The sequence below is a fragment of the Pseudomonas sp. SWRI77 genome (genome assembly GCF_014269105.1).
GTDB lineage: Bacteria > Pseudomonadota > Gammaproteobacteria > Pseudomonadales > Pseudomonadaceae > Aquipseudomonas > Aquipseudomonas capeferrum.
This window is the reverse complement of sequence record NZ_JABWRV010000032.1, coordinates 15,274-35,125: the sequence shown is the minus strand read 5'-3', so window position 1 is coordinate 35,125 and position 19,852 is coordinate 15,274. Positions and strand designations below refer to the sequence as shown.

Here is a 19,852-nt window from a genome sequence, read left to right as displayed (position 1 = left end):
GTTCCAGGGGCTTATCCACCTGCCCAGACGGTCGCGCCTGTGCAGGTGGGTAAGTGGGCAGGGGGCTCAGGCCCGCTCACCACACAGATCCTGCGCAACCCATTGCTCAGCCGCCTCTGCATCCAGCCCCGCCCCCAGCAGCGCAAACATCTTGCCCAACGCCGCTTCACGGGTCATGCCGCCGCCACTGACCAGGCCTGCGCCACGCAGGCGGTTGCCCGCTGCATAGGTATCGAATACCACCGACCCTTCCGGGCACTGGCTGATCGCAACCAGCATCACACCCCGCTGACGCGCCGCCTGCAGCACCTCCAGCAAGGCCTGGTCATCCGATGGCCCCGTGCCGCTGCCATAGCACTCCAGCAGCAGCCCTTGCACGCCGCTGTCTAGCAGCGCCCGCAAATGCTCGGCCTGCAAGCCAGGAAACACCGGCATCAGCACCAGGTTGACCGGCTGGCGTGGGTGCTTGTAGCCAAGCTCGGCAGGCAGGGCAGTGGCACGCTCACCGTCGCGATGACGCGGCAGCGCGGCAAAGGCATCAAAGGCCTCGCTGCGCAGCTTCGAAGCCCGGCAGCCATGCAGCAACTGGCCGTGGAAGTACAGCTGCACGCCCTCTTCAAGGCCTTGCTCGCACTGGCGCAGCGCGCCGCACAGGTTGTCCCAGGCATCACTGCCGGGCACGCCGGCTGGCAGCATCGAGCCGGTCAGCAGCACCGGCGCCGGCAAGCCAAGCAGCAGGAACGACAACGCTGCCGCGCTGTAGGCGAGGGTGTCGGTGCCATGCAGCACCAGTACGCCATCGTGGCCGGCAACGTCCACCGCTTCGACGATGGCATCGCGCATGGCCAGCCAGTTGTGCTGCTGCATGTTGGCGCTGTCGAGCAGCGGGTTCATTTCCTGCAATGTCCACTGCAACTGGGGGGCATCGGCCATTTGCGCGAAGTGCTCGCGCATCCGCGCATCGAAGCCGCCCGCTGGCGCCAGGCCTTCAGGGGTTTCGAGCATGCCGATGGTGCCGCCGGTGTACAGGACGAGAAGATTCTTTACTGCGCGCATGGAGAACATCCGTAGCGGTGAGCGGAGAAAGAAGAGCCGCCCGCAGGTGGGGCGGCTGGGCAGGGGAGAGTATCAGCGCTGCGGCTGGGCTTGGCCAACGGCTTTGTCAGTGGTTGTTTCCACCTGCGGGTTGGCAGGCCAGGCGTCGCGGTCCAGGTCCAGGTCGGCGAACTTGGCAGAGTCGAACACCGGCTGCTTGATGCCCGCTTTGCGCTGGTCGTCGTAGTCGCGCATCACCCGCAGGCCGACCTTGAACAGCAGGGCCAGGGCCACCAGGTTGACGAAGGCCAGGCAGGTCATGGTGATGTCGGCGAAGGCGAACACGGTCGACAGGTCCTGCACCGAACCCCACACCACCAACGCCAGTACCAAGGCACGGAACACCAGCAGCACCACGCGGTTGCGGCTGAGGAACTGCAGGCTGTTCTCGCCCAGGTAGTAGTTGTAGAGGATGCAGGTGAACACGAACAGCGACAGCGCCACGCTGACGAACAGGCGGCCCCAGTCACCAACCACGGCGGCCAGCGAGTTTTGGGTCAGGACAATGCCATCACCTTCGAAGCCCGGGGTGTAGAAGCCCGACAGCAGAATCAACAGCGCGGTGCAGGTGCAGATCACGAAGGTGTCGAGGAACACACTGAACGCCTGGACCACGCCCTGGGCGCCAGGGTGTTTCACCGCGGCCACTGCGGCAACGTTCGGTGCACTGCCCAGACCCGCTTCGTTGGCGAATACGCCACGCTTCACGCCCATGACGATGGCGCTGCCGAGCAGGCCGGCGAACGCTGGGTCGAGGCCGAAGGCGCTCTTGAAGATGGTTTCCAGCATGGCAGGTACGTGTTCGATCTGGGTGCCGATCACGTACAGGGTCACGCCGATGTAGGCCAGGGTCTTGATCGGTACCAACAGGTCCGACACGGCAGCGATACGCTTGATGCCGCCGATGAACACCACGGCCAGCAGCACCGCCAGGGCGATACCGGTGTGGCTCGGCGCGAAGCCGAAGGCGTTTTCCAGCGAGTGGGTCACGGTGTACGACTGCAAGCCCATGAAGGCGAAGCCATAAGTAACCAGCAGCAGGATGGAGAACACCACGGCCATGCTTTTCAGTTTCAGGCCGTGCTGAATGTAGTAGGCCGGGCCACCACGGTACAGGCCATCGCCATCGGCGCGCTTGTACACCTGGGCCAGGGTACATTCGAAGAAGCTGCTGGACATGCCCACCAGTGCGGTGACCCACATCCAGAACACGGCACCCGGGCCGCCAAGGGTCACGGCGATACCGACACCGGCGATGTTACCGGCGCCAACGCGGCCGGCCAGGCTCAGCATCAGGGCCTGGAACGAACTCAGCTGGCCTGCCTGGCCGCGCAGCGATTCCTTGAACACACTGAACATGTGCACGAAATGACGGAACTGCACGAACCGCGAACGGATGGTGAAGTAGCTGCCGAGTCCGACGATCAGCACGATGAGTAGTTTCCCCGAGAGGAAATCGTTGAGTGCTTCGAGCATTGGGAAATGACCTCGATTCTTATTCTTCGTGTGGAAAGACAGCGGGCGGCAGGCGCGCCGCTATGCGTTGGGGCGCATGGTTGGCTATGACAAGAGTGGTTACAATTTCGCATTTTGTTCTGAGTTGATGCGACTTGATGCTACACTTGCGCCATTCGCGTCACCTGGAAGCCCCTGCATGAGCGAGCATTTCGCTACCAACCTCAAACTGGCCTGCAGCCACTACCGCTCTATCTCGGAAGTTTGCCGGCAGCTGTCGATCAACCGTGCCCAGTTCAACAAGTACCTGAGCGGCCAGAGCCGTCCGACGGCGTTCAACCTCAAGCGCATCGGCGATTTCTTCGGCGTCGAGGATTACGAACTGAACGTGCCCCCCGAGCAGTTCTCCCGGCTGATCGGTGCGCGGGTGTCGGCCGTGGCCGACCAGCCCAGCGACCCGATCAGTGAATTGTTCCGGCCCTTGCACGAGCACGCCGGCAACCTGTCGCGCTACTGCGGTTACTACTTCGAGTACTCCAACTGCATGTCGGTACCGGGCTCGGTGCTGCTGTCGCTGGTGCACCTGCGCGAAGAGCGCGGCCGCTTCCTGTTCGAACGCCAGGAACGTCAGGAGCGCAGCAGCGCCACCGACCTGCACGCCGAGGTGCGTTGCCGCTACCTGGGCGCGGCGTTTCAGTTGCAAGACCGAATGTTCCTGATCGACTACGAGTCGCTGACCCTCAACGAGATGAGCCAGACCATCCTCATCCCCAGCTTCAAGAGCCGCATCACCCGCCTGAACGGCCTCAAGACCGGTGTCTCCAGCGGCGACCGGCGCAACCCGGCCTGCACCCGCGTGGTGTGGGAGTACCTGGGCGAAGAGATCAACCGCATCAATGCCTATCGCCAGGTCAAGCTGTACCGGCCGGATGACCCGCGCATCGATGACGACGTGCGCGAACGGTTGAGTGTGGGGCCGTTGAGTAATGGGTTGTTCGAGATCGAATAGGTTTTGGCAAGGGCAGGGGATGGCGCCAGGGCAGCCACCCACCCGTGTTGGACTTCCCGGGCAGGAAACCGCAAAATGACCCCTTTCCCTCAATCAACCTCTCCGGATCTGCTGACTCTATGCGTATGCGCCTAATGCTGTTGGGTGGTGGCAATGCCCTCGGGCAAGCGCTGATTCGTCTCGGGGCTGAAGAGGACATCGCATTCCTGGCACCGCGCCCGCCGGAAAACGGCTGGGGCCCGGCCAGCCTCACTCAGCTGCTCGACGATCACCGCCCCAATGCCTTGGTCAACCTGGCCTATTACTTCGACTGGTTCCAGGCCGAGTCGGTCAGCGAACAGCGCCTGGCCCAGCAGGAGCGGGCGGTGGAGCGGCTGGCAGAGTTGTGCCAGCACCACCAGATCACCTTGGTGCAGCCTTCGAGCTACCGGGTTTTCGATGGCTCGCGGGCTACGGCCTACAGCGAGAAGGACGAGCCGGTGCCGCTGGGCCTGCGTGGCCAGGCACTCTGGCGTATCGAGCAGAGCGTGCGTGCGGCGTGCCCGCAACATGTGCTGCTGCGCTTTGGCTGGCTGCTCGACGAGAGCGTCGACGGCACGCTCGGGCGCTTCCTGACCCGTGCCGAGCAACCCCAGGAGTTGCTGCTGGCCGATGACCGGCGCGGCAACCCGACGCCGGTCGACGATGCGGCCCGGGTGATCCTGTCGGTGCTCAAGCAGCTCGATTGCAGCGCACCGCTGTGGGGCACCTACCATTACGCTGGCAACGAGGCGACCACGCCGCTGGCGCTGGGGCAGGCAATTCTTGCCGAGGCCGGCCAGTACCGTCAGCTGGCGGTGCAGGCCCCCACGCCGCAGGCCCATGCCGCACGGCCGGATGCCAGCGAAGAGCCACAGCACGCAGTGCTGGCCTGCAAGAAAATCCTTCACACCTTCGGTATCAAGCCGCGCGCCTGGCGCGCTGGCCTGCCACCTCTACTGGACCGTTTCTACCGCCATGGCTGACGCCCCCATCCTGATCACCGGCGGTGCCGGCTTCATAGGCTCTCACCTGTGCGATGCGCTGTTGGACAAGGGTTACGCCGTACGCATTCTCGACGACCTGTCCACCGGCAGGCGGGACAACCTGCAGATCGCGCACCCGCGCCTGGAACTGATCGAAGGCGATGTCGCCGATGCCGGCTTGGTCACGCGTGCGGCCGCGGGCTGCAGCGCAGTGGTGCACCTGGCGGCAGTGGCGTCGGTGCAGGCCTCAGTCGAAGACCCGGTAAAGACGCACCAGAGCAATTTCATTGGCACCCTCAATGTCTGCGAAGCCATGCGCGTGCACGGTGTGCGCCGGGTACTGTTCGCGTCCAGCGCTGCGGTGTACGGCAACAACGGCGAAGGCGAGTCGATAGCCGAAGACACGCCCAAGGCACCGCTTACTCCCTATGCTGTGGATAAGCTGGCCAGTGAGCAGTACCTGGATTTCTACCGCCGTCAGCATGGCCTGGAGCCGGTGGTTTTCCGCTTCTTCAATATTTTCGGCCCGCGCCAGGACCCTTCCTCGCCGTATTCCGGCGTGATCAGCATCTTCAGCGAGCGCGCCACCCAAGGGCTGCCGATCACGGTGTTCGGTGATGGCGAGCAGACCCGCGATTTCCTCTATGTCGGGGACCTGGTGCAAGTGATGATCCAGGCGCTGGAGCAGCAGCAGGTCGAGGAGGGGGCGGTGAATATCGGGCTGAACCAGGCCACGTCGCTCAACCAACTGCTGGCGGCGCTGGAGAAGGTGATCGGCAGCCTGCCTGCGATCAGCTATGGCGCGGCGCGCTCGGGCGATATCCGCCACTCAAGGGCGGATAATCAGCGCTTGCTGGCGCGCTTCGACTTCCCGCAGGCAACGCCGTTGGTCGAAGGTTTGTCCCGGCTGCTCGGCAAGGCCTGAAAGCCGCCTGACGCTGTGGGAAGGTGGTCACGGAGTTATCCGTGGCGCACCAACCTGCGCTGGCAATCTTCCGGCCGCAACACCCGGCCATCCTCAGTGCGCACTTGCAGCGGGGCGATCGCCTGCCCTGTGGCCTGCTCCAGCAGTGCCGAGCGCGCCTCACCCGCTTCGAACAAAAAGCGCTCACCCCACTGGCGCAAGGCAATCACCAGCGGAAACACCGAACGGCCCTTCTCGGTCAGCACGTATTCCTTGTAGGCACTCCCATCCGACGCCGGCTGCAGCTGCAGCAAGCCACTCTCGACCAGCAACTTCAGGCGTGACGCCAGGATGTTCTTGGCCAGCCCCAGGTTTTTCTGAAACTCGCTGAAGCGGCCTAAACCATCGAAGGCATCGCGCAAGATCATCAGCGCCCAGCGGTCACCGAGCACTTCGAGGGCTCGGGCTACCGGGCATTGTGCGTTTGTTTCGTTAAGCATCAGCGAAGACTCTTCGGTTGTTCTGGTTGCAGATTAAAACCACATTTGCTAGAAAGCCACATGTGGTTTTAATTTGAAACCAGTTCGGAGGGATACGCCATGCACGCCTCAAGCGCTTCACCCCCTCGTCTGACCCAAGCGATGACCCTGTTGCTGGCGCTCACCTGTGCCATGGCCGTGGCCACCGTGTACGTCGCCCAGCCACTGCTTGAGTCGATGGCATTGGACCTTGGGGTAGGGCAGCAGCGCATCGGCTGGGTGGTAGGTGCTACCCAGGCGGGTTATGCGCTGGGCTTGCTGCTGATCGTGCCGTTAGGCGACCTCATCGACCGCAAGCGCCTGATCATCGGCCAATTGCTGGTTTCGGCGCTGGCGTTGGTGGCGGTCGGCATGGCTTGGGGCTGGGCGGTGCTGCTGGTGGCGCTGGCCATGGTCGGGCTGATGGCGGTCATGGTGCAGGTGATGGTGGCGCATGCCGCGACCCTGGCCACCCCCGCGCAACAGGGGCAGGCGGTGGGCACCGTCACCAGCGGGGTGGTGCTGGGCATTCTGTTGGCGCGCCTGGTGTCTGGCGTGGTCGCCGACGTGGCCGGCTGGCGCGTCGTCTATTTTGCCGCAGCCGGGGTGCTGGTGCTGATGGCCGGGCTGCTCTGGAACGGCATGCCTGGCACCCGGCCTGCGGCGCAGCGGTCCAGTTACCTGGCGCTGATCGGCTCGCTGTTTGCTTTGTTCAGACAAGACCCGCTGCTGCGCCAGCGAGGGTTGTATGGATTATTGATCTTCGCCGCTTTCAGCGTGCTGTGGAGCGCCATGGTGCTGCCGCTGAGTGCGTCACCCCTGGCGCTCAACCATACCCAGATCGGGCTGTTTGGCCTGGCGGGTGTGGCGGGGGCCTTGGCCGCTGCCCGGGCCGGTCGCCTGGCCGACCAAGGGCGGGGCGATCGCACCACCGGTCTGGCCTTGGGCGTGCTGACGCTGTCGTGGCTGCCGACGGCGTTCGTCGAGCACTCGCTACTGGCGTTTCTGCTGGGCGTGGTATTGCTCGATTTCGCGGTGCAGGCGGTGCATGTCACCAACCAGAGCCTGTTGTTGGCCGGGCGCAGCGCCCTGGCGAGCCGGCTGATTGGCGCCTACATGTGCTGTTATTCGCTGGGTAGCGGCCTGGGTGCGGTACTGGCGACCTGGGTCTATGCCCGTTGGGGATGGGCTGCGGTGTGCGGGTTGGGGGCGGGGATCAGTGCCACAGCGCTGGGCTGCTGGCTAGTGTCGAGCACCGGGAGCGCGGCCGTGGCCGCCCTCCCGGCCCGGGATCAGAACTTGTAGCCAAGGCCGACCATGTACACCCACGGGTCAACGTCGACGTCGACCTTGGTCTTGCTGTAGCCCAGTGCGGTCGGGCCGTTGACACTGGCCTTGGTGTCGATGTCGACGTACCAGACAGAGGCGTTGACCAGCAGGTTGTCGGTCAGCATGTAGTCCATGCCCAACTGGCCAGCGATGCCCACCGAATCCTGCAGTTTCAGGTTGCTGAAGCCCTGTTGCTTGCGTGCGCTGCTCAGGTCTTCATCGAAGAACAGGGTGTAGTTGATGCCCACGCCGGCATACGGCTGGAACCTGGAGTTGGGCTCCATCGGGTAGTACTGCAGCGACAGAGTCGGTGGCAGTTGCTTGATGTCGGCCAGCTTGCCGTCCAGGCCGCCGCCCAGGCCCTTGACGCCGACGGTGTGCTTGAACGGGGTGGCCGCCAGCAGCTCCAGGCCGATGTGGTCGGTGAGCATGTAGGCGAAGGTCAGGCCCAGCTGGGTGTCGCTGTCCAGGGTCGCCTTGGTGCCCGACACCTTGTTGCCATCGAACTTCAGGTCGCCGCTGCTTTCGTTCGGTGCGGTAGTGATGGCGCCGGCGCGCAGAATCATATCGCCCGCCTGGTAGGCGTGGGCGGCAGGGGCGGCAAGGGCGAGGGCCACAAGCGAGGCGCCAAGCAAGGACTTGTTCATGGAAGCTCCCAGAGGACATTAATAATCGAGTAGTCCAATGGTACGGAGGCGTCTAAACAGAAAGTTTGATCCAGCTCAAAGAAGCGTCGTAACGAATTCGAAACAGTTCTCACTTCAGCTCATAAGCGTATATTTTCTCGGCTTCCATCTGGTATCCGGCGTCGGCCAGCTCGCTGCTGGAGGCTCTGACCTGCAGTTTTCCTTCGATCCAGTAGGGCTGATAGAGGTCTTCGACGCGCACGCCCATCTCGCTGAAAATATGCACGATCTGATTCGACGGCGGCGGGGGCACGTGGATGCAGGCGCCGTAGTAGGGCACTAGCAGAAACTCGGTGGTGCGGCCTTCCTCGCTGACTTCCAGCGGCACGATGTAGCCGGGCAGTTTGATCTGCTGGCCGTCCAGGCTTTGCACCACCGGTGCATTCGGCGCCTGCTGGTGGGCGGCGGGGGCCGACTCGGCAGACAGGGCGTCGCTCAGTTGTGACAGGTCGTGCAGTGGCGCCAGCTGCGGCGGGATGACGGGTGCGCCTTCGGGGATCAATGCGGGCCAGTCGAGTTCGCGAGGGGCGGTGGCCCAGGCAGGTAACGCCAGCGTGAGCAGCACAAGCAGGACGATGTGCACGGCGTGCACTGGCCGCTTCGCGGGTAAACCCGCGAAGCAGGCGGTGAGGTTCGAGGTCATGACGGTTCTCAAAGGTGAATCGACAAGCCATCGGCCAGCGACTGCCGGTAGGCACGCCAGGCCGGCACGCTGCCCATCAGCAATGCTGCGCCGAGGATGATAGCCAACAGCGTCCACTCGTGCGCACTGGGCATGGCCAGTGGCAGGAACAAGCCGTAATTGGCCTGCACATAGCCCTGCGCCACGGCGATGCCAGCGTACAACAGCCCCAGCCCGGCCACGATCCCCACCACTGCCAGCGACAGCGCCTCGAGTACCAGCAGCCCTGCGATATGCCAGGGGCGGGCACCTACCGAACGCAAGATCGCCATCTCCCGCCGGCGTTCGTTGAGGCTGGTAAGAATGGCCGTGAGCATGCCGATCAACCCGGTCAGCACCACGAACAGCGAAACCACGAACAGCGCCTGCTCTGCGGTACCCATCAGGCTCCACAGTTCTTGCAGGGCAACCCCGGGCAAAATCGCCAGCAAGGGTTCGTTGCGGTACTCGTTGATTTCCCGTTGCAGGCTGAAGGTGGCGATCTTGCTGTTCAGGCCGAGCATGAACGCGGTGATGGCGGCGGGTTGCAGGTCCATGGTACGGGCCTGTTCGGCGCTGATGCGCCCCGCGCCACGGGCCGGCACGCCGTTGTGCCAGTCGATGTGAATGGCCTCCATGCCGCCCAGGCTGATGTGCAGGGTACGGTCGACCGGGGTGCCGGTGCGTTTCAGCACACCGACCACGGTGAAGGGTTTGTCGTCGTGTTTGACCAGGCTGATGGCCGCCACGCCATGCGCCAGCACCAGCTTGTCGCCGAGCCGGTAGTGCAGCGCCTCGGCCACCTCGGCGCCGAGCACCACTTCGAACGGGTCATCGGCGAACGCACGGCCCTGGCTCAGTTCCAGGTGCTGCCTGCGGCCATATTGGTAATGGCTGAAATAGTCGCCGGTGGTGCCCATCACGCGATAGCCGCGGTGCGAGTCGCCGAGCGAAATGGGGATCGCCCACTTTACCCGTGGGTCTTGGGCATAGTGCTGGTAGCTGTCCCAACGGATGTTGTTGGTGGCGTTGCCGATACGAAACACCGAATACAACAGCAGGTTCACCGACCCCGAGCGGGCGCCGACAATCAAGTCGGTGCCGCTGATGGTGCTGGCGAAGCTGGCGCGGGCCTCGGTGCGTACCCGCTCCACGGCCAACAGCAGGCACACCGACAAGGCGATGGCGAAGGCGGTAAGGAAGGCGGTGAAACGGCGGTTGGCCAGGCTGGCCAGGGCAAGACGAAGCAGGTACATCAGGCCTCCCGGGGCTTGGCGGCGCGGTTGAGTTCGGCCAGGGAAAGGTGCCGGTCGAACAGGGGGGCCAGGCTCTGGTCATGGCTGACGAACAACAGGCTGGCGCCGGCCGCGCGGCACTCGTCGAACAACAGGCGGATGAACGCTTCGCGGGTGTCGGCATCGAGGGCCGAGGTCGGTTCGTCGGCGATCACCAGTTCGGGCTGGCCGATCAGCGCCCGTGCGGCGGCAACCCGTTGCTGCTGGCCGATCGACAGGCTGTCGGCGCGACGGGCGAGCAGGGCCGGGTCACCCAGGCCCAGGTGGGCAAGCAGCGTGGCGGCAGCGTTATCGACGCTGCCATGGCGCTCGGCCGCCCGTGTGGCTCGGCTACGCGAGAAGCGGCAGGGCAGCTCGACGTTCTCGCGCACCGAAAGAAACGGCAGCAGGTTGAACTGCTGGAAGATGTAACCGGTGTGGTCGACCCGGAAGCGATCGCGCGCGCCCTGGCCGAGGCTGCCGAGGTCGCGGCCAAGCAGGCGAATGCTGCCCTGGCCAGGCAGGTTCACCCCGCCCAGCAGGCCCAGCAGGGTGGTCTTGCCACTGCCGCTTGGGCCTTTGAGAAACAGCGCCTCGCCGGCCGCCAGATGAAAGGCGGGAATATCCAGCAGGGCCGGCTGACCTGGCCAGGCGAAGACCAGGTCATGCAGTTCGATCAGCGGCTGGCCCATTCAGAACGCGACCGCAGCCTTGGCAGGCGTTGCTTCCACGCCTTTCTGGCCTGTCGGGCCGATCAGTTGTACGTTGATCTTCTGGGTTGCCGGGAAGGCTTTGAACAGGGGGGCGAGGTCGATCTGGGTGAGCGTGTCCGGGTTCGCGCAGGTCAGTTGATAATGCGCACCGATGTCGCTGTGTTGGTGGCCGTGCTCATGTTCGTCGCCATCGTCGTCGGCTTTCGGCGCGTCGCCGAACAGGGGGCTTTCCAGCGCTTGTGCATCGTCCTTGCAGCCGGCAGCCGCGGCCAGCCCGAACAGTTGCAAGGGGTGTTCGAGTTGCTGGCGCACGGCGGCCACCTTGGCCTTGTCGGCATCGCTGCTGGCGGCATGTTCAAAGCCGACCAGGTTCATGGCCGGGCTGTCCAGCTCCAGCTCCAGGGTACTGCCATCCAGCACGGCATTGAGCTTGGCCACGCCGTGCTCGTGGGCACCGAGGGTGCCATGGGCGTGATCATGGTCATCGTGGGCATGCGCCATGGAAAGGGGCAGCAGGGCGAAGGGCAAGGCGAGCAGCAGACGACGCATGGAAGGCTCCAAGAGCAGGCTGGGAATGATTTGGTAATGTTATAACAACTTTTCTCTGCGCCGCCAGCCTGTGTGGTGCAGGTTTCATGTTGCTGTAGCATGGCCACATTGACCTGTGCTCAAGGAAAACATCGTGAGAATTCGTGGACAGATTGGTGACTGGCCAGTGGACCTGACCATCGAGTTGGACCCGGCCGAGTGGGCGCAGTTGGGGCGGCAGATCGAGGTTCCGGTTGTGGCTGAAGCAGCGGCCACCCCATCGTCGGCGCCGAGGCAGGATGACGGGCATTGGGCGGCAGCGCGCCAGGTTTTGCGCCAGGCGGGGCAGATGAACGGACCGGAGTTGCTGGACCGCCTTGAGGGATTGGCGGGCAGTACGGCGGCAGGTAAGCGGCTGTTGGTGCGGTTGCGCCACAGCAGTGATGTGAAGGTGGAAAGCGGCGCGGATGCGCCGGTCTATCACTGGATCGGCTGACCCGCAGGCGTGCAGCATTGCCTGCGGGAGCGGGCTTGCCCCGCGAACGAGGGCGGAGCCCTCGCAGCTGCTACGGGTCAGAACATGGCTGAAGACAGCTTGCGGCGGTACACCCCAACCAGCGGATGATCACTCCCCAGCAACTCGAACACTTGCAGCATGGCCTTCTGCGGCAACCCGTTTTCATAGCCACGGTTACGCTTGAACAGCTTCAACAGCCCCTCCAGCGCCGCCTCGTATTGCTGGCGGGCGAGCTGCTGAATGCTCAACTGGTAGGCCGCTTCGTCGTCTTCCGGGTTCTGCGCCAGGCGGCTTTTCAGGTCGGCGACTTCTGGCAGGCTGGCGGCCTGGCGCAGGAAGGTCAGCTGCGCCTTGGCCCCGGCCAGGGCGGCCTTGTGCTCATCGGTCTTGACCGCGTCCAGCACCGTCTCGGCCTCGCCCAATTCACCCCGTTCGGCCAGGCAACGGGCGTACAGGATCAGCGCCTCGGCATTGCTGTTGTCTTCGCCAAGCAGCGTCTGCAGCAGCGCTTCGGCTTCGGCAAAACGGCTCTCGGCGAACAGAGCCTTGGCCTGTTCCAGTGGCGAAGCGGTAGGGGCGGCAGGCATTTGCACGTGCGGTTCGAGCAGTGCGCGGATCGCCGACTCCGGCTGCGCACCGGCAAAACCATCGACCGGCTGGCCGTCCTTGAACAGCACCACGGTCGGCAGGCTGCGGATGCCGAACTGGGCGACCACCTGCTGTTCTACGTCGCAGTTGATCTTGGCCAGCAGCAGCTCGCCCTGGTAACCCTCGGCGATCTTCGCCAGCAAGGGCATCAGCGCCTTGCACGGGGCGCACCACTCGGCCCAGAAGTCCACCAGCACCGGCTTGTGGAAAGAGTTCTCGATGACCAGTTGCTGGAAGGTGGCATCGGTGGCGTCGAAAATGTACGGCGTGTCTTGGCTCATCGCGACTCTCGCAAACTCGTGAATGGCACCACTATAAAGGCTCGCGGCTAGCGTGGTACAGGCTGACCCGGCGGAATTCGTGGGGCTCGGCCAGGTCCGGGAGGGTCAGTGCGTCGAGCACGCCCAATTGCCGGTACAGCGGGTGGCAGAAGTCGCGAACCCGTGAGTCCGCCACCAGGGCCTGGCGACCACGGCCGAGGAAGGCGTCGAGCAGGGGCAGGTTGGCGCGGTCATACAGCACATCGGCGACCAGGATCAGGTCGAAGCGGTCGTCCTCGGCGAAGAAATCGCTGCTGTAACCCAGCGCCACCCCGTTCAGCGCGGCGTTGGCGCGGCAGGCGTCGAGGGCCAGCGGGTCGAGGTCGCAGGCCACCACTTCCAGGGCGCCAGCGCGGGCTGCGGCAATGCCGGCGATACCGCTGCCGGCGCCAAAATCGAGCACGCGCTTGCCGGCCACCCAGTGCGGGTGTGCAGCCAAGTAACGGGCCATGGCCAGGCCGCTGGCCCAGCAGAAGCTCCAGTAGGGTGGCTCTTCGAGGATGCGCCGGGTTTCTTCGCTGCTGAATGCGCGGTCCATGTTCTGGTCGTCGATCAGCCAGAGCTTCAGTTCGCACTCAGGCAGCTCGCTGGCCACCAGGCGCGCTTCGCCGATCAGGCCGCTGAGGGCCTGTTGCAGTGCCAGGGGTGCCACTTACGGTGCCTTCTCGAAGCGCAGCGGCCCGGTGGCCTGGGTCTGTGCCTGGGTAATGCGTACCGGCGGAAGGTGCATGATCAGCTGGCCAGAGCGGCTGGCACGGCCACGCAGCTCTACCCGGGCACCGGCCGGAAAAGCCTCGGGGTTGAAGCGCAACTGGTAAGGCAGCGCCTGCCCGGTGCCGCTCAGGTTGCTGCTGGCCAGCAAGCGTTGCGGGCGGTCGCGTTCGTCGATGACCAGCAGGGCCAGCTCCACATCGGCCCCGGCCGGGACTTCCAGCAAGGTACCGCTCAGTTCGCGCTGGTAGGCGGGCAGCGGGCCAAGGGGCTGGGTTTTCTTGGCCGATTTTGCTGGCGCGGGCGCCTGGGCCTGTTCGGGCTTGGGCCGGTCGCTACCGCAAGCGGCAAGCAAGGCGGCGCAGCACAGCACGACGAGCGCTCGATGGTGCATTGGGTCATCCTTCAGGGGCAGATTTCCCTGGATGTTAACCCCTTTGGCTTGTCTTGCCAGTGGGATGCGCTACCATGGCCCTCCCTTTTTTTGTTGCCTGCCACCATGCACTGTCCCTTTTGCGGTGCCAACGACACCAAGGTCATCGACTCTCGTCTTGTCGCCGAGGGCGAGCAAGTGCGCCGCCGTCGCGAGTGCGTCGCCTGCGGCGAACGTTTCACCACCTTCGAAACTGCCGAACTGGTGCTGCCGCGGCTGATCAAGCAAGACGGCACGCGCCAGCCCTTCGACGAAGACAAGTTGCGTGCAGGCATGCAACGGGCACTGGAAAAACGCCCGGTCAGCGTCGAACGCCTGGAAGCGGCGCTGGCGCACATCAAGAGCCGCCTGCGCGCCACCGGCGAGCGCGAAGTCAAGTCACTGGTGGTGGGTGAGCTGGTGATGGCCGAGCTGCGCAAGCTCGACGAAGTGGCGTATATCCGCTTCGCCTCGGTGTACCGACGCTTCCAGGACCTCGACGAATTCCGCGAAGAAATCGACCGCCTGGCCCGTGAGCCAGCCAAAGAGTGAGCATGCCCAGCCAGACCGCGATTCTCGACGCCCACTACATGGCCCGTGCCCTGGAACTGGCTCGCAAGGGTGTCTACAGCACCCACCCCAACCCGCGCGTGGGCTGTGTGATCGTGCGCGATGGCGAGGTGGTGGGCGAGGGCTGGCACGTGCGCGCCGGTGAGCCGCATGCCGAGGTGCATGCCCTGCGACAGGCCGGTGAGCGTGCCCGCGGCGCCTGCGCCTATGTCACCCTCGAACCCTGCAGCCACCATGGCCGCACGCCGCCGTGCGCCGAAGCTCTGGTCGAGGCCGGCGTGGCCCGCGTGGTGGCAGCGATGCAGGACCCCAACCCACAGGTAGCGGGGCAGGGGCTGCGGCGCCTGGCAGCGGTGGGTATCGAGGTCCACAGCGGCGTGCTCGAAGCCGAGGCTCGGGCCCTCAACCCAGGCTTTCTAAAGCGCATGGAGCACGGCCTGCCGTTCGTCAGGGCCAAGCTGGCCATGAGCCTGGACGGCCGCACCGCCATGGCCAGCGGCGAAAGCCAATGGATCACCGGCCCTGCCGCCCGTGCTGCGGTGCAGCGCCTGCGCGCCCGTTCAAGTGTGGTGCTCACCAGCGCCGCCAGCGTGCTGGCCGATAACGCACGCATGACCGTGCGTGGCGCAGAGCTAGGCCTGGATGATGAAACCCGTGCCCTGGCATTGAGCCGCCCACCGCTGCGCGTGTTGATCGATGGCCGCCTGCGGCTGGCGCTGGATGCGCCGTTCTTCCTGGCCGGCCCGGCCCTGGTGGTGACGGCTGCCGCAGCAGATGCGCGGTACGCCGAGGCGGGCCACGAGCTGCTGAGCCTGCCAGGCGCCGGTGGCCAGGTCGACCTGCCCGCGTTGATGCGTGTGCTGGCCCAGCGTGGCGTCAACGAGATTCTGCTGGAAGCCGGCGCCGGCCTTGCCGGTGCGTTCGCCCGGCAAGGCCTGATCGACGAGTACCAGTTGTTCGTCGCCGGTACCTTCCTTGGCTCCCAGGCCCGCCCGCTGCTGGAGTGGCCCCTGGCAACGATGAGCGAAGCGCCGCGACTGAAAATTACCGAAATGCGCGCGGTGGGCGATGACTGGCGGGTCACGGCCATCCCCCTGCCGGCGCCCGGCGTATAATGCCAGGCTTGCCCTGCGCAACCCGTTCTTGAGGAAGACCCCATGTTCACCGGCATCATCGAATCCATCGGCACTGTCCGCAGCCTGACCCCCAAAGGTGGCGACGTGCGCGTCTACGTCGAGACCGGCAAGCTCGACCTGGGTGACGTCAAGCTCGGCGACAGCATCGCCGTCAACGGCGTATGCCTGACCGCCGTCGAACTGCCGGGCGATGGCTTCTGGGCCGACGTCAGCGTCGAAACCCTCAAGCGCACCGCCTTCATCGACCTCAAGAGCGGCAGCAAGGTCAACCTGGAAAAGGCCCTGACCCCCACCACCCGCCTGGGCGGCCACCTGGTCAGCGGCCACGTCGACGGTGTCGGCGAAATCATCTCGCGCAGCGATAACGCCCGCGCTATCCAGTTCCGCGTGCGTGCACCCAAGGAGCTGGCCAAGTACATCGCCCACAAGGGTTCGATCACCGTCGACGGCACCAGCCTGACGGTCAATGAGGTCAATGGCGCCGAGTTCGAGCTGACCATTGTCCCGCACACCCTGTCCGAAACCATCATGGCCGACTATCGCGCAGGGCGTCGGGTAAACCTTGAGGTCGACCTGCTGGCCCGTTACCTGGAGCGTCTGCTGCTGGGCGACAAGGCTGGCGAACCGAGCAAGGGCAGTGGCATTACCGAAAGCTTCCTGGCCGCCAACGGCTTCTTGAAATCCTGATTGAGAAGGGGGTGCCGAGTGGCGCTCAACAGCATCGAAGAACTGGTCGAAGACATCCGCCAGGGCAAAATGGTCATCCTCATGGATGACGAAGACCGCGAGAACGAAGGCGACATCATCATGGCGGCCGAGTGCTGCCTGCCTGAGCACATCAACTTCATGGCCAAGCATGCCCGTGGCCTGATCTGCATGCCGATGACCCGCGAGCGCTGCGAAACGCTCAAGCTGCCGCTGATGGCGCCGCGTAACGGGTCCGGCTTCGGCACCAAGTTCACCGTGTCGATCGAGGCCGCCGAAGGTGTCACCACCGGCATTTCCGCTGCCGACCGCGCACGTACCGTGCAAGCTGCCGCTGCCAAGGACGCCAAGGCCGAGGACATCGTCAGCCCGGGCCACATCTTCCCGCTGATGGCCCAGCCGGGCGGCACCCTGGCCCGCGCCGGCCACACCGAGGCCGCTTGCGACCTGGCGCGCATGGCCGGCTTCGAGCCGAGCGGCGTGATCTGCGAAGTGATGAACGATGACGGCACCATGTCGCGCCGCGCCGAGCTGGAAGTGTTCGCCGCCGAGCACGGCCTGAAGATCGGCACCATCGCCGACCTGATCCACTACCGCATGATCCACGAGCGCACCGTACAACGCGTCTCCGAGCAGCCGGTGGAGAGCGAGCTGGGCGAGTTCAACCTGGTCACCTACCGCGATGCGGTGGAAGGCGACGTGCACATGGCCCTGACCCTGGGCAATATCTGCGCCGAAGAGCCGACCCTGGTGCGCGTGCACAACATGGACCCGCTGCGCGACCTGCTGCTGGTCAAGCAACCGGGCCGCTGGAGCCTGCGCGCCGCCATGGCTGCCGTGGCCGAAGCTGGCAGCGGCGTGGTCCTGCTGCTGGGCCACCCGCTGGACGGCGACGTGCTGCTGGCGCACATCCGCGAAAGCGCGGGCGATGCACCGACCAAGGTACCGACCACCTACAGCACCGTGGGTGCCGGTTCGCAGATCCTGCGCGACCTCGGTGTGCGCAAGATGCGCCTGATGAGTTCGCCGATGAAGTTCAATGCGATATCCGGATTCGATCTGGAAGTTGTAGAATACGTGCCCTCCGAGTGACTTGAGGCGGCATTGACGCCCTCTACTCGAGTCCAGACCCCTGCCGAGGCCGCTTGTATGCGGCCTCGCTCTTGAACATGAGAACATCGGAATGACCCTGAAGACCATCGAAGGTACCTTCATCGCCCCCAAAGGTCGCTATGCTTTGGTGGTTGGCCGCTTCAACAGCTTCGTCGTCGAAAGCCTGGTAAGCGGTGCCGTTGATGCCCTGGTACGCCACGGTGTCAGCGAAAGCGACATCACCATCATCCGTGCCCCGGGCGCGTTCGAAATCCCGCTGGTAGCACAGAAGGTCGCCCAGCAAGGCGCGTACGACGCGATCATCGCCCTGGGCGCCGTGATCCGCGGTGGTACCCCGCACTTCGAATACGTGGCGGGCGAATGCACCAAGGGCCTGGCCCAGGTGTCCATGGAGTTCGGTGTTCCGGTGGCCTTCGGCGTTCTGACCGTCGACTCCATCGAACAGGCCATCGAGCGTTCCGGCACCAAGGCTGGTAACAAAGGTGCTGAAGCTGCCCTGTCCGCTCTGGAAATGGTCAGCCTGCTGGCGCAGTTGGAGGCCAAGTGATTAGCGACGAAAGCGATCGTTTCAACCCGCGCGATCCAAAACCTGCGGATGCCGGCAAGCCCTCGAAGAGCGCCAAGCGCCGCGAAGCCCGCAAGCTCGCGACACAGGCGCTGTACCAGTGGCACATGGCGCGTCAGTCGGTAAACGAGATCGAAGCGCAGTTCCGGGTCGATAACGATTTCACCGATGTCGATGGCGCCTACTTCCGCGAGATCCTGCATGGGGTCCCGGCCAAGAAGGACGAGATCGACGCGGCCCTGAAGCCTTGCCTGGCGCTGGCGCTGGAAGAGCTCGACCCTGTCGAACTGGCTGTGCTGCGGTTGTCCACCTGGGAACTGATGATGCGCGTCGATGTACCATATCGCGTGGTGATCAACGAAGGTATCGAGCTGGCCAAGGTCTTCGGTGCCACCGACGGCCACAAGTTCGTCAACGGTGTGCTGGACAAGCTCGCCCCTTCGCTGCGCGAAGCGGAAGCCAAGGCGAACAAGCGCTGATCCCGGCGCTGGCCGACCATGGGTGAGTTCGAGCTGATCAGCCATTACTTCGCCGCCGCGCCCTGTGCGCAAGGTGGTGAAGGCGTGGCCCTGGGCATCGGTGACGATTGCGCGCTGCTGGATTTGCCTGCGGGCGAGCAACTGGCGGTGTCCACCGACACCCTGGTGGCCGGCGTGCACTTCCCTGCGGTCTGCGACCCCTTGCTGCTTGGCCAGCGCTCGCTGGCCGTGGCCGCCAGTGACCTGGCGGCGATGGGCGCCACCCCCATCGGCTTCACCCTTGCCCTGACCTTGCCCGATGTCAGCGCCGACTGGCTGCAAGCCTACGCTGACGGCCTTAACCGTATGGCCCGGCGTTGCCAGCTGAGCCTGATTGGCGGTGACACCACCCGCGGCCCCTTGAGTATCACCATGACCGTGTTTGGCCGCGTGCCGGCCGGGCAGGCGTTGCGCCGTGGTGGTGCTCGCCCGGGTGACCTTCTGTGCGTGGGGGGTGAGCTGGGCAACGCCGCCGGCGCCTTGCCGTTGGTCCTGGGCCAGCGCCAGGCCGAGGCCGCACTGGCCCAGCCGCTGCTCGATCACTACTGGTCGCCTTCGCCGCAGTTCGCCCTGGGGCAGCTGTTGCGCGGGCGAGCCAGCGCGGCACTGGACATCTCCGACGGCCTGCTGGCCGACTGCGGGCATATTGCCAAGGCTTCCCGCGTGGCGCTCGAGGTGAACCTGGAGCAGGTGCCGATGTCATCCGCTCTGCAGGGTTTGCTCGGCCATGAGGCCGCGGTGCAGGCGGCCCTGACCGGTGGCGACGACTATGTGCTGGCGTTCACTTTACCGCCGGCGCAGCTTTCATCCCTGCAGGCGCAAGGCCTGGCGGCGTTTCATGTCATCGGGCGCGTGCTTGAGGGCCAGGGCGTCAGCCTGCGTGACCGGCAGGGCCAGGACATCACCCCGCGGCAACGCGGCTATCAACATTTTAGGGAGACACCGTGACCGATCACCCCAATCAGGTGCCTGCGGAGTTCGTTCCGCCCTCGGTCTGGCGCAACCCCTGGCACTTCATCGCCTTCGGCTTCGGCTCCGGCACCTTGCCCAAGGCGCCGGGCACCTGGGGCTCGCTGGTGGCCATACCGTTCATCCCGCTGTGGCAGATGCTGCCAGACTGGGGTTACTGGCTGCTGCTGGGCGTGACCATGCTGTTCGGCTTCTGGTTGTGCGGCAAAGTCGCCAATGACTTGCGCGTGCATGACCATGAGGGCATTGTCTGGGACGAGATGGTGGGCATGTGGATCACCCTCTGGCTGGTGCCGGAAGGCTGGCAATGGTTGCTGGCGGGGTTCCTGATGTTCCGCTTCTTCGACATCCTCAAGCCATGGCCGATTCGCTGGATCGACCGCCATGTGCATGGCGGGGTCGGGATCATGCTCGACGACGTCCTGGCCGGCGTGTTCGCCTGGCTGGGTATGCAGGTTCTGGTGTGGGCGGTTGCCTGAGGCAGGGAGCGCG

The 19,852-nt window shown here is 64.9% G+C and carries 24 protein-coding genes; 13 read left to right on the top strand and 11 right to left on the bottom strand.

The features are described 5' to 3' along the window. Positions 1 to 66 precede the first annotated feature (66 nt). Both HU766_RS23625 and HU766_RS23620 read right to left on the bottom strand, forming a co-directional pair. Positions 67 to 1,065 (bottom strand): asparaginase, encoded by a 999-nt coding sequence (locus HU766_RS23625; protein WP_186661137.1) that lies wholly within the window; start codon positions 1,063 to 1,065, stop codon positions 67 to 69. Positions 1,066 to 1,128: 63 nt separating this feature from the next. Further along, the gene (locus tag HU766_RS23620) at positions 1,129 to 2,571 is read right to left on the bottom strand and encodes a sodium:alanine symporter family protein (RefSeq protein WP_186661132.1); all 1,443 of its coding nucleotides are present in this window, start codon (positions 2,569 to 2,571) and stop codon (positions 1,129 to 1,131) included. Between the two features lie 178 nt (positions 2,572 to 2,749). Between HU766_RS23620 and HU766_RS23615 the strand changes: the two genes are divergently transcribed. The 3 genes from HU766_RS23615 to HU766_RS23605 all read left to right on the top strand — a co-directional run bounded on the left by HU766_RS23615 (position 2,750) and on the right by HU766_RS23605 (position 5,488). After that, positions 2,750 to 3,559, top strand: a complete 810-nt coding sequence (locus tag HU766_RS23615) for a helix-turn-helix transcriptional regulator (protein ID WP_033703468.1) — start codon at positions 2,750 to 2,752, stop codon at positions 3,557 to 3,559. 119 nt (positions 3,560 to 3,678) lie between these two features. Beyond that, positions 3,679 to 4,563, top strand: coding sequence for a sugar nucleotide-binding protein (locus HU766_RS23610; protein WP_186661130.1), 885 nt, complete (start codon positions 3,679 to 3,681; stop codon positions 4,561 to 4,563). After that, positions 4,556 to 5,488 carry an NAD-dependent epimerase/dehydratase family protein gene (locus tag HU766_RS23605; protein WP_033703465.1) on the top strand — a complete coding sequence of 311 codons (933 nt, stop codon included), beginning with the start codon at positions 4,556 to 4,558 and terminating at the stop codon, positions 5,486 to 5,488. Before HU766_RS23610 ends, HU766_RS23605 begins: the two co-directional genes overlap by 8 nt. A gap of 35 nt (positions 5,489 to 5,523) precedes the next feature. Here HU766_RS23605 and HU766_RS23600 read toward each other — a convergent pair whose 3' ends face one another. Next, on the bottom strand, positions 5,524 to 5,967 hold the full coding sequence (locus HU766_RS23600) for a helix-turn-helix domain-containing protein (RefSeq protein WP_095065405.1): 444 nt from the start codon (positions 5,965 to 5,967) through the stop codon (positions 5,524 to 5,526). Between the two features lie 99 nt (positions 5,968 to 6,066). Between HU766_RS23600 and HU766_RS23595 the strand changes: the two genes are divergently transcribed. Further along, complete coding sequence (locus tag HU766_RS23595) at positions 6,067 to 7,290, top strand: MFS transporter (RefSeq protein ID WP_186661128.1); 1,224 nt, start codon at positions 6,067 to 6,069, stop codon at positions 7,288 to 7,290. Here HU766_RS23595 and HU766_RS23590 read toward each other — a convergent pair. From HU766_RS23590 to HU766_RS23570, 5 genes are all read right to left on the bottom strand, one after another. After that, the gene (locus HU766_RS23590) at positions 7,278 to 7,961 is read right to left on the bottom strand and encodes an OmpW family outer membrane protein (RefSeq protein WP_014589498.1); all 684 of its coding nucleotides are present in this window, start codon (positions 7,959 to 7,961) and stop codon (positions 7,278 to 7,280) included. The genes HU766_RS23595 and HU766_RS23590 overlap by 13 nt on opposite strands. Before the next feature lie 109 nt (positions 7,962 to 8,070). Next, positions 8,071 to 8,583, bottom strand: coding sequence for a DUF3299 domain-containing protein (locus HU766_RS23585; RefSeq protein ID WP_186661172.1), 513 nt, complete (start codon positions 8,581 to 8,583; stop codon positions 8,071 to 8,073). Positions 8,584 to 8,651: 68 nt separating this feature from the next. Beyond that, positions 8,652 to 9,917, bottom strand: a complete 1,266-nt coding sequence (locus tag HU766_RS23580; RefSeq protein WP_186661126.1) for an ABC transporter permease — start codon at positions 9,915 to 9,917, stop codon at positions 8,652 to 8,654. Continuing rightward, a complete protein-coding gene (locus tag HU766_RS23575; protein ID WP_186661124.1) occupies positions 9,917 to 10,627 on the bottom strand; it encodes an ATP-binding cassette domain-containing protein in 711 nt (236 codons plus the stop codon). The genes HU766_RS23580 and HU766_RS23575 overlap by 1 nt, the downstream gene beginning before the upstream one ends. Continuing rightward, the gene (locus HU766_RS23570) at positions 10,628 to 11,197 is read right to left on the bottom strand and encodes a DUF2796 domain-containing protein (RefSeq protein WP_186661123.1); all 570 of its coding nucleotides are present in this window, start codon (positions 11,195 to 11,197) and stop codon (positions 10,628 to 10,630) included. A gap of 133 nt (positions 11,198 to 11,330) precedes the next feature. On the opposite strand from HU766_RS23570, the gene HU766_RS23565 reads away from it, so the two are divergent. After that, positions 11,331 to 11,672 carry a hypothetical protein gene (locus tag HU766_RS23565; protein WP_186661121.1) on the top strand — a complete coding sequence of 114 codons (342 nt, stop codon included), beginning with the start codon at positions 11,331 to 11,333 and terminating at the stop codon, positions 11,670 to 11,672. A 77-nt stretch (positions 11,673 to 11,749) separates the two neighbouring features. On the opposite strand, the gene trxA is transcribed toward HU766_RS23565, so the two are convergent. Genes trxA through HU766_RS23550 form a run of 3 tightly spaced genes read right to left on the bottom strand, consistent with a single transcriptional unit; the run spans position 11,750 to position 13,766 of the window. Further along, on the bottom strand, positions 11,750 to 12,622 hold the full coding sequence (gene trxA, locus HU766_RS23560) for a thioredoxin (RefSeq protein ID WP_186661119.1): 873 nt from the start codon (positions 12,620 to 12,622) through the stop codon (positions 11,750 to 11,752). A 31-nt stretch (positions 12,623 to 12,653) separates the two neighbouring features. Continuing rightward, the gene (locus HU766_RS23555) at positions 12,654 to 13,313 is read right to left on the bottom strand and encodes a 50S ribosomal protein L11 methyltransferase (protein WP_186661117.1); all 660 of its coding nucleotides are present in this window, start codon (positions 13,311 to 13,313) and stop codon (positions 12,654 to 12,656) included. Beyond that, positions 13,314 to 13,766, bottom strand: a complete 453-nt coding sequence (locus HU766_RS23550) for a YbaY family lipoprotein (protein WP_033703450.1) — start codon at positions 13,764 to 13,766, stop codon at positions 13,314 to 13,316. 105 nt (positions 13,767 to 13,871) lie between these two features. On the opposite strand from HU766_RS23550, the gene nrdR reads away from it, so the two are divergent. The 8 genes from nrdR to HU766_RS23510 all read left to right on the top strand — a co-directional run bounded on the left by nrdR (position 13,872) and on the right by HU766_RS23510 (position 19,839). Beyond that, positions 13,872 to 14,336 carry a transcriptional regulator NrdR gene (gene nrdR, locus HU766_RS23545; protein ID WP_016393425.1) on the top strand — a complete coding sequence of 155 codons (465 nt, stop codon included), beginning with the start codon at positions 13,872 to 13,874 and terminating at the stop codon, positions 14,334 to 14,336. Between the two features lie 2 nt (positions 14,337 to 14,338). Continuing rightward, complete coding sequence (gene ribD, locus HU766_RS23540; RefSeq protein WP_186661115.1) at positions 14,339 to 15,469, top strand: bifunctional diaminohydroxyphosphoribosylaminopyrimidine deaminase/5-amino-6-(5-phosphoribosylamino)uracil reductase RibD; 1,131 nt, start codon at positions 14,339 to 14,341, stop codon at positions 15,467 to 15,469. 42 nt (positions 15,470 to 15,511) lie between these two features. Continuing rightward, positions 15,512 to 16,177: a riboflavin synthase gene (locus tag HU766_RS23535; RefSeq protein ID WP_033703448.1), complete on the top strand. Its 666-nt coding sequence runs from the start codon at positions 15,512 to 15,514 to the stop codon at positions 16,175 to 16,177. 18 nt (positions 16,178 to 16,195) lie between these two features. Then, positions 16,196 to 17,287: a bifunctional 3,4-dihydroxy-2-butanone-4-phosphate synthase/GTP cyclohydrolase II gene (gene ribBA / locus HU766_RS23530; protein WP_033703446.1), complete on the top strand. Its 1,092-nt coding sequence runs from the start codon at positions 16,196 to 16,198 to the stop codon at positions 17,285 to 17,287. Between the two features lie 91 nt (positions 17,288 to 17,378). Then, positions 17,379 to 17,855 carry a 6,7-dimethyl-8-ribityllumazine synthase gene (gene ribE, locus HU766_RS23525; RefSeq protein ID WP_003255395.1) on the top strand — a complete coding sequence of 159 codons (477 nt, stop codon included), beginning with the start codon at positions 17,379 to 17,381 and terminating at the stop codon, positions 17,853 to 17,855. Next, on the top strand, positions 17,852 to 18,352 hold the full coding sequence (nusB, locus tag HU766_RS23520) for a transcription antitermination factor NusB (protein WP_033703445.1): 501 nt from the start codon (positions 17,852 to 17,854) through the stop codon (positions 18,350 to 18,352). Before ribE ends, nusB begins: the two co-directional genes overlap by 4 nt. 18 nt (positions 18,353 to 18,370) lie before the next feature. Continuing rightward, positions 18,371 to 19,339, top strand: coding sequence for a thiamine-phosphate kinase (gene thiL / locus HU766_RS23515; protein ID WP_186661107.1), 969 nt, complete (start codon positions 18,371 to 18,373; stop codon positions 19,337 to 19,339). After that, entirely contained in the window at positions 19,336 to 19,839 is a 504-nt protein-coding gene (locus HU766_RS23510; RefSeq protein ID WP_033703443.1) for a phosphatidylglycerophosphatase A, read from the top strand. Before thiL ends, HU766_RS23510 begins: the two co-directional genes overlap by 4 nt. Positions 19,840 to 19,852 lie beyond the last annotated feature (13 nt).